We start from the raw sequence: 16,304 nt of genomic DNA on the forward strand, positions 1-16,304 counted from the left end.
CCTGGCGTACGGGGCATAGCCCGTACATATCCTCAACTGCTAGGGGGTTCCCTGCGCCACGTGGGACAATCTTTGATTGGCATCGTGCCTATCCCCCACTGGTAGGGAGTGGTCCCCTGCGCTAAGGAGTGAGAGAAACGAACTCTTAGTTATCCTCCACTAGTAGGGAATGGGTCCCCTGGCGTACGGGGCATAGCCCGTACATATCCTCAACTGCTAGGGGGTTCCCTGCGCCACGTGGGACAATCTTTGATTGGCATCGTGGCTATCCCCCACTGGTAGGGAGTGGTCCCCTGCGCTAATGAGTGAGAGAAACGAACTCTTAGCTATCCTCCACTAGTAGGGAATGGGTCCCCTGGCGTACGAGGCATAGCCCGTACATATCCTCAACTGCTAGGGGGTTCCCTGGCGTACGGGGCATAGCCCGTACATATCCTCAACTGCTAGGGAATGGGTCCCCTGGCGTACGAGGCATAGCCCGTACATATCCTCAACTGCTAGGGAATGGGTCCCCTGGCGTACGAGGCATAGCCCGTACATATCCTCAACTGCTAGGGAATGGGTCCCCTGGCGTACGAGGCATAGCCCGTACATATCCTCAACTGCTAGGGAATGGGTCCCCTGGCGTACGAGGCATAGCCCGTACATATCCTCAACTGCTAGGGAATGGCGATCGAGGTTATTTCAGAAATGACGGGGTTAGTTATAAACGATGTTAAAAAGTTAGCTAACAAATCATAGAGTGGGTAGAGCCTTCTTACGGGAAGGTTCTTTTTTTGTTTTGAAACGGCATTTTTTTAAAGGCTCTTTGTCAAATCGTGTGGGTGAATAAAATCTATACATGTAATCAAGAGGAATTAGGCCATTCTTTAGACGGCTTGGTTCCTCTTCTTTTTTTGTTCAAAAGTGTATTTATGAATAATCAAAATTCTTGCTTTGAAATGGTAGAAACTACGGTATCCGAAGGCAATACGTTTAATGACTTTAATGTTATTGTTAATTCCTTCGAGTACTCCATTGGTATAAGGAGTTTCGATAGTATTTTTGACATAATCTTGATAATGAGTGAGTGTTTTTAAAGCTGTTTTCATTTCGTGTGAAAGCAGGTCAGAGGGGTGTTGAATGGCATGATGAAATATTTCAAGGTTACGAAGTTTAATAGCCTGTTGGACAGTTTGGTAGAAATCATAAGTCTCCTTTAGTTCAGGGTCTAGGGCTAATAAAAAGTCAATAATTTCTTGTTGAGAGATCATCTTTTTGAAGCAGTTGGAATAGAAGTAATGAGTGGCACTAAGATCTTCTTGGGCTTTTAAGAGAAGTCGCCAATAATGTTTGAATTTATTATAAAACTCTTTATTTTGATTCATGAAACGAATGCGTGTTTTATTAAGAGCACGAGAGACTAGTTGAACGATATGAAATTTATCTAAAACAATCTTAGCCTTAGGGAATACCTCTTTAATGAGTGTCATATAAGGGGCGTACATGTCAATGACGACGTGGGTTACACCTTCACGAGCTGCTTTAGAAAATCGCATAAAATAAGTCCTTAGTGTACTTAAGCGACGGTCTTCAACGATATCAATTAGCTTTCCATTGGACGCATCACAAAAAATGAAGGACATTGCTCCGTTCCCTACCAATGGAGGATACATGCTTCGCATGGCAGGTGACCCTCGGCCGATTTAACCGACTTAAACTCGTCAAAACAAAGAACTTTTGGGAGAGAATTAAAGGGAAGCGGCTGTTCTTCATAGGAAGAATGAATGACGCGGTTAACGGTTGAATGAGAAACGTTAAGCTCACGTGCAATATCTGTTTCGGATTTCTTATGACTAGCTTCTAAAAAGATGGCTTGTTTTACGGGAGTGGAAATAAAACAATTAGGGTTAACAAGAGATGTTTCTAGGGTAAATGTTCGGTCACAATGACGGCATTTATAACGTTGTTTTTTTAAGTCTAGATAAGCATCAAATCCGGAAATTTTGACTAGCTTAATACGTGAAGTTTTGAAGCCGTGTTTAATGATATTTGAGTCAAAAGAATGACCACAGTGGTAGCAATGAGTCGGTTGAAAAGAAAGAGTTCCCAAAATAAGTTTAGAACGAACATTCTTAATCTGAGTTTCTTGGATACAATTTTTTGAAAAAGTAATATTTTTATCTTTTAAATCAAGTAAAGTTGAGATACAATTAGTGTGAGACATAAACCCAATCCTTTCGTGTTTTTTTGGTCGATTACATTGTATAGAATTTGGGACGTTATGTCTCTTTTTTTGTACTTATTTTTTAATTCCAATAAAAGAGGTGTGGGCATCACCCACACCAAATATTATAGAACCTTTTTAAAAAGATGGGTATAGGTTGCTAAAATCTGACATAGGTATAAAGAGAATGCGTATTTTATGGAAGATTTTGTGTTCGTTCAATGTCGTGATTCGGCTTTTTTTAAGAATACTTTTTATCGAACGAATTTTTTGATGAAGGATGGACGCTTAATCTTGTACATCAGGGGGGAATGGGTGATGAAATCAACGTTAGTTTCGAAAGATTTTATGTTAGTGGTCATCGGACAAATCATTTCGTTATTTGGGAATGCGGCGTTAAGGTTTGCTTTGCCATTGTATTTACTAAACTTAACGGGCTCTTCGGCAGTTTACGGGACGGTGACAGCTTGTGCGTTTATTCCGGCTATTTTATTATCACCTATTGGTGGAATCGTGGCGGACCGTGTGAATAAGCGCAATATTATGGTTTTGTTAGATTTTGCGACGGCGCTCCTTCTCGTCCTTTTTTTAGGAATCGTCGATGTATGGAATCCTGTCGTTTTGATTGCTCTTACGTTGATGATATTATATGGAATCGCCGGGGCTTACCAACCATCCGTACAGGCGAGTATCCCCGCGCTTGTTCATGAAGATGAGGTGATGGTTGCCAATGCGATCATCAATACGATTAGCTTTTTTTCATCGTTAGTCGGACCTGTCGTTGGGGGGATTTTGTACAGTGTCTACGGATTAAAACTTATTTTATGGATGTGCATGGCCTGTTTTGTGATATCCGCTATCATGGAAGTTTTTATCAACATTCCATTTGAACGACAGGACTCTAGAATGGGGTTGTGGAAGACGGTTCGCGAGGATCTGTTAACAAGCTTTCACTTTATCAAAAAGGACAAGCCCATCATTGGGAAAGTCCTAGTCATGACATGCGGGATTAATTTGTTTTTAGCGTCCATGGTGATGGTCGCCCTGCCTTACTTAATCACCGAAGTATTGGATCTTGGAACTTTACCGGTGAATAGTCTTTATGGATTTGCTGAAGGGGCCCTAGCTGCTGGGGGACTTGTCGGTGGGATTTGTGCCGGAATTTTTGCCAAAAAACTCCCCGTTCAAACGGCGGGAACGATGCTCGTTTGTTGCGTCTGTTGCGTGTTTCCACTCAGTGTGTTTCTTCTTGTTTGCTCCTCGGGGCTTGTAAACTACTTCGTTTTAACGGGATGCTGCTTTTTTATCATGATGTTTTCAACGATTTGTACGGTACAAATGATGAGTTTCGTTCAAAAGGAAACCCCTTCTCACCTCGTTGGAAAGGTGGTCGCCCTAATCATGACCCTTTCAATGTGCGCGCAACCGCTTGGCATGGCCCTATACGGAATCCTTTTTGAGGCATGCCAGGGCATTGAGTTTATCGTTTGTCTGATGGCTGGAGCCATTTCATTGGTGATTGCCTTAAAAACTTGTACGATATTTCATCGTTTTGAAGAAGACCTTGGGGTTTTTATTCAGGGAGAACAACGGGAAAATTTTTGAATCGCTCTGTCAGAAAGGTTTAAAATAGAAGATAGGAAAAAATAGGACGGTTTTTTAATCCTATTTTTTTTATTTTTAGTAGTCAACTCCATCATGGGGGAGCAGGTGCTTTTTAAAACGGTGGGTGATGGTAGGTTTAAACAGGTTGTTGATTGAATCTTCTAATCAAGTATGATACGATAATAAAAATTTAGATCAAGGGAGGAATGCGTCATGACCCTTCAACAGGTCGGAACACGAAAGATGGAGACCGAGCGGTTAGTCTTACGCCCCTTTCAGGTACAGGATGCACAACAGATGTTTGAAAATTGGGCGAGCGATGAGGAAGTGACACGCTTTTTAACATGGCCTACCCACGAATCGGTACAAGTAACGAAACAAGTGCTTGAATCGTGGGTGTCATCCTATTCTAATCGGGACTATTATCAATGGGCCATCGTATTAAAGAAAACGGGACAAGTGATTGGAAGCTTGAGTTTAATGAACGTTAACAACGAGACGGCAAGCGCTGAAGCGGGCTACTGTATTGGACGTGCGTATTGGAATCAGGGAATCGTAACAGAAGCCTTCAAGGCGATGATTTCTTTTGGGTTTGAACGGATAGGTCTTGACCAACTAGAGGCCTATCACGATGTTAAAAATCCGGCTTCTGGACGTGTGATGCAAAAATGCGGACTTCAACCGTGTGGTCAATGTCTTCGTCCTAATCCAAAGGGAGAAAACGGCGTCGTATGGTGTGAAAAATACATCATCAAATCACCGAGATAAAAAAGCGAGGCATGCCGCCTCGCTTTTGTTGTCATAAACAGAGTATGAAAATTTTGAGAATTGGATGATGCAACGTTGTTGAATGTGTGACTCGTCACGTATCAATGATTAAAAAATGGCATAGACTAATAATAGAACGCTAACATTCTATTTTATTTGGTGAAAGGAAGGGGTACAATGCGTGGGCTAATGTGGATGATGTATGTTGCCTTACTGACTGGAAGTTGTGTCATGATTGATCTTCATCAATTAAAAAAAGACGGGATCTTGACGAAGGTGTTGTTGTCGAAGGGATGTACTTAGGAATGTGTCTTAGTGTTGTTTTAGCGAGTGTGCTTCATTTTAATGTATGCCTTGGAATATTCCTAGGACTATTAGTCGGTGGAACATTTGGATTCTCCTTACAAACGAGTAAGAATAAATAAAGATAAGAAAAAGATGATTCGGGGGGATCATCTTTTTACATTCCAAGGTAGTCCATGTATTCAGGAATGGTCATGAGGGGCTGTTGTAGCTTAGTTTTTATTTCTTCAGAGACGTTATTTTGTAACACGAGTTCTTGGCCTGCGGCTTCAACACTTTCTAACCAGACATTGACTTTTTGAAGGACGTCTGGATTTTTGCTTTTTAGTAATTTTCCACAGTTTCGGTAAATTTCAAGAATCGGTTCGGCACACGCAACAGAGGCGCGTAAGACATCAAAGTTATTTTCTCCTGGAAATCCAGAATTAGAGAGGATGACGATTTTTTTAGGGGTTGAGTCTTGATTTTTCATATCGAGGTGACCGTTGGTTTCCATCATTTGTGGGACTTTTAATGGAATGAGTCGATCAATAAAGTTTTTGAGAAGGGCGGTCATATTCCACGTATAAATCGGGGTTGCAAAACAGATAATATCTGATTCCCGGTATAGGTTTAATAGATGTTCCATTTCGTCGGCAAGTACGCAACGTCCTGGTGTTTTAAACCAACAGGCAAAGCATCCTTGACATTGAAGGATTTTGTAATCTTTTAAATAAACGTGTTCAATTTCGGCTCCTGCAATGGCTGCTCCTTTTAAAAAAGACGCGGCGATGAGGTGAGTAGCGCTCGCCTTACCTGCAGGGCTACCGTTAAATACAGTAACTTTCATGAATAGTTTCCTCCTTTTTACTGCTAAATGAGCGGTTTGATGAACCTCGAAAAGTATACCATCGACGCATTTAAAAGACTATCCACGGGTCGTAGAGGCATGATTCGCTGCGAGTCGCTAGTGAAGGCGATGTCGTTTTTTATTTCCAATAAAGGTGTTTTGAAGAAAATAGGGGGGGCTAAGGCTGAGTTAGGGTTTTTTATTTTATTTGGGTTTACAAATGATGGGAGAATACTCTAATAGTATTAGGTAACAAGGGTTGCGTAACATTTGTTTCTTAAAAAATGAAGAGGTGAGTACGTTAGGATGATATGAATGAAGAAAGAAGGTGTTTGGTGTGCCACCTAAAGTTAAATATACAAAGGATGAGATTATTTGGGCAGCACTGGATCTCGCACGAGAAGGTGGGATTCGCTCGGTGACAGCAAGAGGATTAGCAGAGCGACTAGGGTGTTCAGTGAACCTATTTTTGGCCTTTTTGAGAACATGGAGGAAGTCCTCGAAGCGGTGCTTAAAACGGCTAATCAGTGATATGAGTCTCGGTTAGAGGCGGGGATTTCTTCGGGTAAGTATCCACCTATGCGATGGGGGCGGCTCTGCTTGCCATCTTCTTCTTTTTACGTCAAATGAGACGATAGGTTGGAAAGATCACGAACCGTTTGAGGAATGTGAGACGGTTGTGAAGAAGTGGTCTTACTTGATGAGGGGTCACTTTTTTTGTAAGAATTTTAATTTTATAGGAGCAAATCGATGTCTTTTCAACTAAAATGAAGAGTTTTAGCATAGAATATAAAGAAACAATGAGTCGTCAAGAGAGATTTTTTTTAAACATAAAGGGTCAAAACTGGATGGAATCAAAGTGGTGAATGGAGAGGATGAAATGTTAGTCTTTGATGAATACGGAAACTGGGAGAATCCGACGCTATTGTTGTTACATGGCGCTGGCGTTTTGGATACCTTTTCTGCTCAATATGAAGCGTTTAATGATTATCATTTAGTCGTGCCTCATTTATCTGGAGCTGGCGAATCGGCCCATCTTCCATATGAACCGAAGCAAATGGTAGCAGAACTGATTGCGTTAATGGATCATTTATCAAAAGAAAAAATCGGCGTGATGGGGCATTCACTCGGTGCCCAACTGGCGTTGTTACTGGTGACGACGTGTCCCGAACGGTTCGCGTTCGCTATTTTTTTAAGCGCCTGGGTGAATCCAAGCGCCTGGCGTGTAAAGATGTATGAGAGTGTCGCTCCGTTAGGGGCAAAATGGTTACATTTAAAATGGGCCATCCGACTTCAAGGAACGTATTGGCATTTAACACAGCAACAAATCGCCTATATGTGTAAGTATTCTCAACACATCACGCCGGCGGTCTATCGCTCGTTTTTTCAGCATACGGTCGTGTTGGCCGACCTTTTGGAGTATGACACGTTATCATTACCGATGCTTGCCATCTGCGGTGATCAAGAGATCCGTGCGATGAAGGAATCCCTTCGCCTACTGGCGAAAAATCCGTATTGTCAGACGATCATTTTAAAACGAGCGGGACATGATTTTGTCATGAAAAAGGCAACAGAGCTCCATCCAGTGTTACGAACCTTTATCTCTGCCACTATGCAGGGACAGGAGGCATCAAAAGGGGGGTGGTCGCATGAAGCGACTTTATAAAACGCGTAAAGGAAATATGGTTGATGGGGTGTGCGGAGGAATCGCAAACTATTTAGAGGTAGACCCGACGATTATACGTCTGCTTTGGGTGGCGTTTTGTTTCTTTTATGGCGGAGGATTTTTGGCCTACCTTATTTGCATGATTATTATTCCAAGGGAACCGCTCGATGAGGAGAATAAGGGGGAATGAAGATGAAAGTGACGATGATTCATGGACAAAATCATAAAGGATCGACGTATCATCTCGCACACCTATTAGCCGATCACTTAGAGGCCGAGGTGACGGAATTCTTTTTACCGAAAGATTTCAATGCGACGTGCATCGGATGTGGGCAGTGCTTTTTAACGTCCGAGGAAAAATGTCCACATGCACCAAAACTTAAACCAATCACCGAGGCGCTCGATGCCGCCGATGTCATCATCTTAGCAAGTCCTGTTTACGTCTACCATGTGACGGGGGCGATGAAATCATTTCTAGATCATTATGCGTATCGCTGGATGATTCATCGGCCAGAAGAAAAAATGTTTTCAAAACAACTCGTCTGCCTTTCAACAGCGGCAGGAGCTGGAATGAAGCGCACGAATCAAGATTTGGCAGACAGTGCTTATTTTTGGGGAATCGCGAAGACTTATCGTTATGGGGCGGCCGTACGGGCGACTTCGTGGAAAGACGTCGATGAAAAAATGAAAGCACGCCTTGAACGAGATATGAAAAAACTTGCTCAAACCATTAGACGGCGTGATAAAAAAGTTCAACCGGGATTAAAAACAAAAGCCTTTTTTTATTTAGTCTGCAAGATTCATCGTCAGGGCTGGCCGGAGGCCGATTGTTCTTATTGGCATGAAAAAGGGTGGGATATGAAAAAACGACCTTGGAAAAAGCAATAACTAAGGTCTAGCTGATGCAAGGCATCAGCTTTTTTTAAGCAAGCAGGGGTCACACTGAAGGATAAGGGGCATATCTCAATTAGGAGTGGAATACGATAGTAGCAACGGGTTGTTTAAGGAGGTGGCGAGCGGGATGAACCTTTTATTACATGATCAAGAGGCCGGTTCAGGTGAACCTTTGTTGTTACTTCATGGAAACGGGGAGGATGGGACTTATTTTAAGCATCAACTTGCCTATTTTTCTTCTTCGTATCACGTCTTTGCGATTGATACCCGGGGGCACGGTCAGTCCTCACGGGGAAGTTGTCCGTTTACGATGGATCAATTTGTTGAGGATCTAAAGCATTGGATGGCGCATCGGAAAATCAAGTCGGCGATTATTTTAGGCTTTTCTGATGGTGCCAATGTGGCGATGAAATTTGCATTTCGGTACCCCACTCATGTCCGAGCGTTAATTTTAAATGGAGGGAATTACGATGCGACCGGGGTCAAACGTAGTGTGCAATTTCCGATTGAAGTTGGCTATCGTCTCTGTTGCTTTTTTTCACGCTATTCATCGGAGGCCCAACGAAACATGGAAATGCTTGGTCTGATGGTGAACGAGCCTCGTTTAACACCTAGGCAACTGGCAACGATTGAGGTTCCAGTTTTAGTGATTGCTGGTACGCGGGATATGATTAAACGGTCACATACAGAGGCATTAGCTCGGGCCATTCCACGCTCAACCCTCGTGTTCATTCGTGGGAATCATTTTATTGCGAGGAAGAAGCCTGAGGCATTTAATCGGGCAGTGGATGACTTTTTAAGACATCTTCAGGAAAAGGAGGGATGAAATGAAGCCAAAAACATTGACGGTCAGGGGCGTGGCGACGGTTTCACTTCCACCGGATTGGATTGACCTTCAACTTCGCCTAACCACACGGGCCGCAACTTATGAACAAACGTTAGCGGAGATGGAGCATCAAATTCAGGGGGTGGCGACCTGTTTAGAAAGCATTGGATTTCTAAAGACGGAAATTAAAACGCAACGATTAGATGTCTCGCTTGATCGCGAACAGGTGAAAAATGAAGCGGGAGATTATGAGTTTGTCATCATCGGTTACGTCGCACAGTGCGTTCAACATCTTTCCTTTGATTTAGACCTTGAGCGACTGAGTCAAGTGGTGTTAGCACTTAAACACTGTTCGGCGCATCCAGAGTTTGACGTAACGTACCGCCTCAAGGATCGGAAGCGTCTTCATTCATTACTTCTAGAGGCGGCGATGGAGCAAGCGATCGAATCCGCTCGCGTCCTCGCGACAGCAGGAAACGTTTCACTGCAATCTATTCATTCGATTGATTATCAGGGAAATGCCTGGTTAGGTGGGGAGCACGGCCGGCTTTTAGCCGTCCAAGATGTCACTGAAAAGATGGAGCTTTATCCTGAGGAGATCGAAGCGAGTGATGAGGTGACGGTTGTCTTTGAAATCGGAGATTAGGGGGGAACTTAGTGATGAACAGAGAATTTTTATACGAAATGATTCAAACACCCTCTCCATCAGGAGCAGAATATGAATTACAAAAAAAGGTGATTCGCTACATGAAACCTCATGTAGATACGTTTTTAAGTGATGCCACGGGAAATGTGATTAGTGTATTAAATCCAAGCTCACCGTGTAAGGTACTCCTTGCGGGCCATGTGGATGAAATTGGGTTAATGGTAACTAAAATAACGGAAAGTGGAAAACTTCGGGTAGTTAACGTTGGAGGGATTCGCGTTCCCCTTTATTTAGGACAAAAGGTGCGTGTCCTGACGGAATCAGGGGTTGTTCACGGAGTGGTTGGTGTGACACCTTCGTTGCTCGATGATCGTTATTTGCAAGCCGATGACCTTTTTGTCGATATCGGAGCGACCACGAAGGAGGAGGCTTGTCAGTTTGTGAAACCGGGAAGCTACCTCGTTGCAGATACGGATTATCGTGAACTCTTGAATGACTGTATTTGTGGGCGAGCCCTTGATAATCGGTTAGGGGCCTTTATTGTGATTGAAGCACTGCGTCGTGCGAAGGAACTGGGCACGACGGTTGGAACTTATTCGGCAACAACGGTCGGGGAGGAGACGACGTTGCGAGGGGCGATTTGGGCGGCTAAACATGTCAAACCCACACTGGCCATTGTCGTTGATGTGACGTATGCAACAGATTATGAGGATGCCTTTTCTGAGGAAGTCGGAGATATTCGAGTAGGGGGCGGCCCTGTGTTAGCCAATGGCTCGATTATTCATCCTTTATTAAATAAAACGTTAGAACAATTAGCCGATCAGTGGTCCATCCCATTGCAGTATGAGGCTGCCCCGGGTCGAACGGGGACCGATGGGGATGCGATTCATCTTCGAAATGATGGAATTCCATTGGCGCTTGTTTCAATTCCGATTCGTTATATGCATTCTGGAAGTGAAGTTGGATCCTTAAAAGATGTCGAATTAGCGATTGAATTGATCGCTCGCTTCTTATTAAGGGTAGAAGAAGGTCTAGATTTGTCGCCTTACAAAAATCTTCTTTAATTTTTTATAAAAAGGCTTGCATTTAGGGGATGAGGATGATATGATTAAGCCATGGAAATGATAAAAAATTTCCTACTCCAAATAGTTAAAAATACTTATCTGTATAATTGTTAAGATATGGTTAACTAGTTTCTACCCACGACCGTTATCTCGTGGACTACAGGTAAAACTTTTGTATGTCCTCATCATACATCCTTTTTACTTGTGAAACACCGAAATGGCCGTCGGTGTTTCTTTTTTTATTTTTTAGAACGAAACGTCACTTAGCTAAACGTTAAGGGCGTATTTTTTTATTGAGGAGACGTTAACACATGAACAAAACGTTAGATTATTATAACCAACAAGCGTCGCTTTATAATGAAATGACGTTTTCGATAGAATTTGACCAAAAACGCGCCTTTTTCTTAAAGTATCTTCAACCGGGCGCTCATATTTTAGATTTGGGATGTGGATCTGGTCGGGATAGTCGAGCCTTTTTAGCCCAAGGGTATCGCGTGACTGCCATAGACGGTTCTATTGAACTGTGTAAAATAGCGAGTGAACAATTAGGACACCCTGTTCGTTGTCAACGATTTGAAGAGCTAGACGATGAAGCTATTTATGATGGAGTATGGGCGTGTGCCTCATTACTTCATTTACCGACCCCTGTTTTAAAGGATACGATTTATCGGGTAGAACGTGCCTTAAAACCGGGTGGATATTTTTATGCTTCATTTAAATATGGAACTTATGAAGGGGAGCGGGATGGACGCTACTTTAATGATTTTACTGAAGAAAAATGGAGGGATGTTTTACATGACTTCCCATCTTTAACCCTTCAAGAACTCGAGGTTACAATCGATGTCATTCCTGGACGTGAAGAGATTCGGTGGCTAAATGTCATTATGAAAAAGGCGAGTAAATTAGGAGGGAGATAACAGAGGGGAAACGTTCCAATTGGGAACGTCCCCGAAGTTACCCAATGCTAGGGGATGTTTGTCGTCTTTTTCAACCCAATGGGATTGGGGGAAGGCGAGTCGTAGTAAAGGGTTAAGATTGGAAGAGATAGGAGGAGTTTGAATGCGATGGAAGTTATGGAAAGTAAGTGGGCTTATGGTGAGCCTCCTTGTCTTTTTGAGCGGATGTCAGAATGCGGTTGATCCAGTGCCTGACGAGAAGGTTGAGGCTTTGGAACCTGTACTTGAGGAAAATACGGTCGTTGCTGATTCAGTAGAACCGGACGATGTTGAGGAGGTGCCCACGCAATCAACGGAAGTGGGGAAAATCCATTTTATCAATACGGGCAATTCAGATGCTATTTTAATTGAGAATGGCGGCGAATTTGCGATGATTGATACGGGGGATACGGATGATGATGCAACGGTGGGTGCTTATTTGAGACAGCAGGGTGTGACGCGATTGTCTTATTTAATTTTAACGCATTACCATGCGGACCATATTGGGGGAGCTGATACGGTGTTAAGGGATTTTGAGGTTGAGACGACGCTTGTTCCAAATGGTGATGCGAATACGAACGTTTATCGGGAGTATATTGAGGCACTTTCGATGAAGGGATTGAAGCCAAGTGTCCCGCTAGAAGGGGCAACCTTTCATTTAGGGGAGGCCACGCTGACGTTGTATAATACGTCAGGGGGGCACAGCAATGAAAATAATAATTCGTTAGTTGTTTTATACGAACATGGCGACGATCGGGCGTTGTTTACCGGGGATGCAGAAGCTGAAATTGAGCAGACGTTAGAGGTTGGCACAGTCGAATTGTTAAAAGTGGGCCATCACGGATCTAAAACGAGTTCAAGTTCTTCTTTTATTAATCAGCTTCGGCCGAAATATGCGGTTATTTTGACGGGGCAACCCAATCAATATGGTCATCCACATGAAGAAACATTACAATTATTTGCCTCAAAAGGAATTTTGGTTTATCGGACAGATGAACAAGGGCATCTCGTTTTTCAATCGACCGGACATGGGTTTGAAACGGCGCTCAGCCCGGGATCTTACACGCCAGGTCAAGGGCGTTTAACACCAGAGACGAACCCCTCGAATTCGCAGCCCCCTCAATATAAAGATGATAATCCCAATGGAATTTATGACCAAGAGCCAACAGGGCAACGGGAATCGTATCAAAATTGTACGAAGTTAAGAGAGGTTCATCCCGACGGCGTTCCAAAAGGGCATCCGGCGTATGAGTCGAAGCATGATCGCGATAAAGATGGCTGGGCGTGTGAGCGATAAAACCAGCTAGCTTTTATTAATCATAGGAGGGTGATTTCGTGAAATATACGACATCAGAAGAAGAGGTTAATGTAAAAAAAGAAGTTGAAAACAAAAGAAAGGTGGATCATCTCGCGTTAGGCATCGCGTACGGATGCTCCTTCGGTTTAATGATAGGGACTTGTTTATGGCCATTTTTTGGTTTTATCTGGGTTGTTTATGGCCAGTTAGCGGGGATGATGGTTGGCATGGCGATGGGCTACTACAAAGAGGGCAGGAAATAGGGAGGAGAAATTCTAGTTCTTGCCTCTATATTAGATTCTGTTAGATGTGGACATTAAAATTTTCATCGACACTTAGAAATGCGGTAAATTCATATTTTAAAAAAAGTGAACGGAGGCTGCTATGTGGTAGAAAATTTTATCCTATGAAAAGATTGAATTTCTTTCATAGCTATTTAAAAAAGTGATGGAATAATTTTAATGATGTTTCAACGAAGTAAACCACCAACTAGTTATATGGATTCAAGGGATGTGAGTACATTAAAGACGATAAGGACCATATAAAAGGGAAAATACTTGCTTATTCTGACTTTTTTCCAAACTAATTAGGGGTTAATATTTAAGAGGATAGAAGACGCGGGATTTTATGCGACTGAAAATAGTTTCATTTTGATTTAATTATGTATAATAAAACTAGTTATAACAGGATGAGGGGAGAAATTTTATTGAAGGGTATTCATAACTTTATCCAAAAATATGGTCAATCAATCGTAACCGTAACTATGATCTTACTCATCTTCTCTATAGGCTTTGGGAAAGCGACTGTCTTAAAGAGTGTCATTATATTTTTACTCGTTCTTTTATTAGCTTTTATGCCTGATAAGTTTTTTGACGATGAAGATAGTGATGAAAAACGTTAATTTATTGAGAAGTTTCTCGAGGTAAATAAAAAGTAAGGATGGATTCCAATAACTCGGTTTAGTTCGTATTATGTTTAGCAATAGGTGGGGTATTTGGGATACTTGCTTGGAATATGAAATGAAGATAAGGACGGATCATTTAAATCGTTGACGAACGAAAGAGTGGTGAAATTTTCACCACTCTTTTACATTTACCAGGTAAGATTAAGATTATTTTAAAACGGGACCTGATAATAAAGGACGTCGGATCAATACTTTTCCAATTTTTAACGATTAAGGTCTCTAAAAATTAAATTTCCGTATTTTTATCTAACAACGTTTGTTTTATAATCAGTAAAACTCAAACTAACCTATTTTTGTATTTTTCTTTGAAAAAGAGACAGAGTAGGTTAGTTTTTTTATCATGAAGTGGAACAAAGCACTTCATCCCAAAATCCCCTTCATCGTTGCCAACAGGGGCAGGATCAAGGGGATTAGAAACAGTTAAGAGATTGATAAAAATAAGATTAACAGAGGGGGATGAATAGTTCGTTTGATGAACTATTCAATATATCTTATGAGCGAATAGGCTTTGCGTGACAGTTGAAAAGAAGGTTTTTTATCAAGGTTATTTTCATTGATAGATGCCGATAGATCTTGTCGAATGCGTGCGTTAGCTGTTGGGGAATGGTTGTTAAATCGCAATTGTCGTTAGTGAGGCAACGTTTCCTCTAGTTGTTGCTCGAATAGAAGAAGAGGCATTAGTCGTTGATGATGGTGATGGAATGGCTAGTGTAGCGATTAATGGCAGCGTAGTTATGATGGTACTAGACATTGAAATTTCAAAAGTGATGATGGTTATGATAATTCCGCATGAACTATAATCGGCAAGTGGAGCAGGGGCACTGAGTATCACCGTCGATGGCCGTGTAGTGATAACAGTTAATGATTCAAATATGTTCTAGGCAGCATATACAAATATCTCGATGCATGAGCCAAACGGCGGATGGTAGACAGTATTATTTGATACAGCGCACTCGTATGCTCAAACACTCTATATTGAAAACACTAATGATTTACCTATTCAAACTCAGTTAATGGTATCGCGTTGCCCTAGTATTAATTGTGCTTGTTTCTTAGGGGAACCACGAGAGGTAATTCGGATTTTGCCTTTCATAATGATACGCCTACTAGTTATGTAGGGGGCATTGTTATTAACGAATGTCTAGATCAACTTCTTGAGAATCGTGTTATCGTCATGGAATCTCACAAGTCTGTTAGAAATCCAGAGTTGTGATAATACCTGTTAAATGGATGAAAGAGCTAGAGTGCCCCTCATAGCCCTTTTTTATAGATTTATTAAGAAATTAGATAATTGTTCCCGGGTGAGAGGATGAAAAAATCCTGATGTTACATCGACAGATGCATGCTCTTTTCATCTTTATTGCGACTCGTTCGGCGATAATGTGCCAAAACGAATAAAAAAACTAAAGAGAAATTGCAATATTTTTATTTATAAAGACATAAAATGTATCGAAAAGAAGGGGGATTGGGAATGAAAAAGTACTGGTATGTTTTTGTCGCTTTGTTTGTTTGCCTCGTGTCATTGCTGTCGGTATATTTCATCGTTTCGCTTGACGCTTATGATCCTGATGCGCCTGAGGACGAAAAGTTAATTCAAAGGTACGAAAAAGAAGTAGGGTCTGAAATTGATGTTATTTATGACTTTGTTGAGGATACAGGGGATTCCCTCAGCTATTGGATTGATCATGAAAATAGAACCATCACTGATCATGTGACCTTACGTTACTCGATGGAAAATCTGACCGATGAACAAAAGGATAGCCTCGCACGCTTATCCTTAGAACTTGCAACGTTACAGTATGAAAAAAATAAGTGGGCGATAAGAAAAGATTTTCCCGGCTATACGCATACAGTCGAGGTGTTAGCGATTAATAATAGCGATCATATTTATAATTTGCACTACGACTACGATGTCCTCCGTCAAACCATTACAGACGTAAATCGTGAGATGTCTGAGGCCTCTCAATCCATGGACCAATTTTCAATACAATATATCGAGGATCACCACACGACATTGTATTGGCGTAACTATTATTAACGGCTGAGTAAAGAAGCTTTTTTGGGGGAGGAAGAGTAAATTTTGCGTTCATACTAGGAGGTTTTGTGTTCAAATAGAAACACCGTTGTAGGAAGTGGCACCACTCACCACCTGTGAGGAGACTAAGAGTCATGAGTTTAAAGAAATGAAGATGATTTTGATTTAGAACAAGCCGAGTTATTGTTAAGTGAATTGGATTCGTTTTTTTCGGAAAAAGAGATAGAGGATGATTCAATATTGACGAGATTTGACAACTTAGGGAA

General features: G+C 41.9%; 17 protein-coding genes and 1 riboswitch. Of the genes, 14 read left to right on the forward strand and 3 right to left on the reverse strand.

Annotated elements, in window-relative coordinates; all coding sequences use genetic code 11:
• Window positions 1-869 precede the first annotated feature (869 nt).
• Entirely contained in the window at window positions 870-1,625 is a 756-nt protein-coding gene (locus AACH31_RS05355) for an ISL3 family transposase (RefSeq protein WP_338618007.1), read from the reverse strand.
• Window positions 1,626-1,636: 11 nt separating this feature from the next.
• Complete coding sequence (locus AACH31_RS05360; RefSeq protein WP_338505899.1) at window positions 1,637-2,206, reverse strand: transposase family protein; 570 nt, start codon at window positions 2,204-2,206, stop codon at window positions 1,637-1,639.
• A gap of 318 nt (window positions 2,207-2,524) precedes the next feature.
• Here AACH31_RS05360 and AACH31_RS05365 point away from each other — a divergent pair, with 318 nt between their 5' ends.
• The 3 genes from AACH31_RS05365 (at window position 2,525) to AACH31_RS05375 (ending at window position 4,882) form a co-directional block, all read left to right on the forward strand.
• The gene (locus AACH31_RS05365; RefSeq protein ID WP_262950534.1) at window positions 2,525-3,811 is read left to right on the forward strand and encodes an MFS transporter; all 1,287 of its coding nucleotides are present in this window, start codon (window positions 2,525-2,527) and stop codon (window positions 3,809-3,811) included.
• Window positions 3,812-4,024: 213 nt separating this feature from the next.
• The gene (locus AACH31_RS05370; RefSeq protein WP_262950533.1) at window positions 4,025-4,579 is read left to right on the forward strand and encodes a GNAT family N-acetyltransferase; all 555 of its coding nucleotides are present in this window, start codon (window positions 4,025-4,027) and stop codon (window positions 4,577-4,579) included.
• 177 nt (window positions 4,580-4,756) lie between these two features.
• Entirely contained in the window at window positions 4,757-4,882 is a 126-nt protein-coding gene (locus AACH31_RS05375) for a hypothetical protein (protein ID WP_262950531.1), read from the forward strand.
• A 157-nt stretch (window positions 4,883-5,039) separates the two neighbouring features.
• Here the strand turns inward: AACH31_RS05375 and AACH31_RS05380 are convergent, their stop codons facing one another.
• Entirely contained in the window at window positions 5,040-5,711 is a 672-nt protein-coding gene (locus AACH31_RS05380; protein WP_262950529.1) for a flavodoxin family protein, read from the reverse strand.
• An 880-nt stretch (window positions 5,712-6,591) separates the two neighbouring features.
• Here AACH31_RS05380 and AACH31_RS05385 point away from each other — a divergent pair.
• From AACH31_RS05385 to AACH31_RS05435, 11 genes are all read left to right on the forward strand, one after another.
• On the forward strand, window positions 6,592-7,377 hold the full coding sequence (locus AACH31_RS05385) for an alpha/beta fold hydrolase (protein ID WP_338618012.1): 786 nt from the start codon (window positions 6,592-6,594) through the stop codon (window positions 7,375-7,377).
• Entirely contained in the window at window positions 7,361-7,567 is a 207-nt protein-coding gene (locus AACH31_RS05390) for a PspC domain-containing protein (RefSeq protein ID WP_161831317.1), read from the forward strand. Before AACH31_RS05385 ends, AACH31_RS05390 begins: the two co-directional genes overlap by 17 nt.
• A 2-nt stretch (window positions 7,568-7,569) precedes the next feature.
• Window positions 7,570-8,265: a flavodoxin family protein gene (locus AACH31_RS05395; RefSeq protein WP_161831315.1), complete on the forward strand. Its 696-nt coding sequence runs from the start codon at window positions 7,570-7,572 to the stop codon at window positions 8,263-8,265.
• A gap of 133 nt (window positions 8,266-8,398) precedes the next feature.
• Window positions 8,399-9,097 (forward strand): alpha/beta fold hydrolase, encoded by a 699-nt coding sequence (locus tag AACH31_RS05400; RefSeq protein ID WP_161831314.1) that lies wholly within the window; start codon window positions 8,399-8,401, stop codon window positions 9,095-9,097.
• 1 nt (window position 9,098) lies between these two features.
• A complete protein-coding gene (locus tag AACH31_RS05405; protein ID WP_161831312.1) occupies window positions 9,099-9,743 on the forward strand; it encodes an SIMPL domain-containing protein in 645 nt (214 codons plus the stop codon).
• Window positions 9,744-9,757: 14 nt separating this feature from the next.
• Window positions 9,758-10,807: a M42 family peptidase gene (locus tag AACH31_RS05410; RefSeq protein ID WP_262950522.1), complete on the forward strand. Its 1,050-nt coding sequence runs from the start codon at window positions 9,758-9,760 to the stop codon at window positions 10,805-10,807.
• A gap of 79 nt (window positions 10,808-10,886) precedes the next feature.
• Window positions 10,887-10,987, forward strand: a riboswitch (purine riboswitch).
• A gap of 131 nt (window positions 10,988-11,118) precedes the next feature.
• Window positions 11,119-11,724, forward strand: coding sequence for a class I SAM-dependent methyltransferase (locus AACH31_RS05415; protein WP_161831308.1), 606 nt, complete (start codon window positions 11,119-11,121; stop codon window positions 11,722-11,724).
• Window positions 11,725-11,866: 142 nt separating this feature from the next.
• Window positions 11,867-13,039, forward strand: coding sequence for an MBL fold metallo-hydrolase (locus AACH31_RS05420; RefSeq protein ID WP_304940771.1), 1,173 nt, complete (start codon window positions 11,867-11,869; stop codon window positions 13,037-13,039).
• A 38-nt stretch (window positions 13,040-13,077) separates the two neighbouring features.
• Complete coding sequence (locus AACH31_RS05425) at window positions 13,078-13,302, forward strand: hypothetical protein (protein ID WP_161831306.1); 225 nt, start codon at window positions 13,078-13,080, stop codon at window positions 13,300-13,302.
• Window positions 13,303-13,745: 443 nt separating this feature from the next.
• Entirely contained in the window at window positions 13,746-13,940 is a 195-nt protein-coding gene (locus AACH31_RS05430) for a hypothetical protein (RefSeq protein WP_161831304.1), read from the forward strand.
• Between the two features lie 1,534 nt (window positions 13,941-15,474).
• Window positions 15,475-16,041 (forward strand): hypothetical protein, encoded by a 567-nt coding sequence (locus AACH31_RS05435; RefSeq protein ID WP_262950520.1) that lies wholly within the window; start codon window positions 15,475-15,477, stop codon window positions 16,039-16,041.
• Window positions 16,042-16,304: the final 263 nt, after the last annotated feature.

Origin of the sequence: Turicibacter faecis (genome assembly GCF_037076425.1) — a bacterium.
In the GTDB taxonomy this organism is placed as follows: domain Bacteria; phylum Bacillota_I; class Bacilli_A; order MOL361; family Turicibacteraceae; genus Turicibacter; species Turicibacter faecis.

What these genes read in the sequence shown, in the direction of transcription:
- AACH31_RS05365 (WP_262950534.1), top strand. Translation starts at nt 2,525, where the DNA reads ATGAAATCAACGTTAGTTTCGAAAGATTTTATGTTAGTGGTCATCGGA.
- AACH31_RS05360 (WP_338505899.1), bottom strand. Translation starts at nt 2,206, where the DNA reads ATGTCTCACACTAATTGTATCTCAACTTTACTTGATTTAAAAGATAAA.
- AACH31_RS05400 (WP_161831314.1), top strand. Translation starts at nt 8,399, where the DNA reads ATGAACCTTTTATTACATGATCAAGAGGCCGGTTCAGGTGAACCTTTG.
- AACH31_RS05420 (WP_304940771.1), top strand. Translation starts at nt 11,867, where the DNA reads ATGCGATGGAAGTTATGGAAAGTAAGTGGGCTTATGGTGAGCCTCCTT.
- AACH31_RS05405 (WP_161831312.1), top strand. Translation starts at nt 9,099, where the DNA reads ATGAAGCCAAAAACATTGACGGTCAGGGGCGTGGCGACGGTTTCACTT.
- AACH31_RS05385 (WP_338618012.1), top strand. Translation starts at nt 6,592, where the DNA reads ATGTTAGTCTTTGATGAATACGGAAACTGGGAGAATCCGACGCTATTG.
- AACH31_RS05375 (WP_262950531.1), top strand. Translation starts at nt 4,757, where the DNA reads ATGCGTGGGCTAATGTGGATGATGTATGTTGCCTTACTGACTGGAAGT.
- AACH31_RS05395 (WP_161831315.1), top strand. Translation starts at nt 7,570, where the DNA reads ATGAAAGTGACGATGATTCATGGACAAAATCATAAAGGATCGACGTAT.
- AACH31_RS05415 (WP_161831308.1), top strand. Translation starts at nt 11,119, where the DNA reads ATGAACAAAACGTTAGATTATTATAACCAACAAGCGTCGCTTTATAAT.
- AACH31_RS05380 (WP_262950529.1), bottom strand. Translation starts at nt 5,711, where the DNA reads ATGAAAGTTACTGTATTTAACGGTAGCCCTGCAGGTAAGGCGAGCGCT.
- AACH31_RS05435 (WP_262950520.1), top strand. Translation starts at nt 15,475, where the DNA reads ATGAAAAAGTACTGGTATGTTTTTGTCGCTTTGTTTGTTTGCCTCGTG.
- AACH31_RS05410 (WP_262950522.1), top strand. Translation starts at nt 9,758, where the DNA reads ATGAACAGAGAATTTTTATACGAAATGATTCAAACACCCTCTCCATCA.
- AACH31_RS05355 (WP_338618007.1), bottom strand. Translation starts at nt 1,625, where the DNA reads ATGTCCTTCATTTTTTGTGATGCGTCCAATGGAAAGCTAATTGATATC.
- AACH31_RS05390 (WP_161831317.1), top strand. Translation starts at nt 7,361, where the DNA reads ATGAAGCGACTTTATAAAACGCGTAAAGGAAATATGGTTGATGGGGTG.
- AACH31_RS05370 (WP_262950533.1), top strand. Translation starts at nt 4,025, where the DNA reads ATGACCCTTCAACAGGTCGGAACACGAAAGATGGAGACCGAGCGGTTA.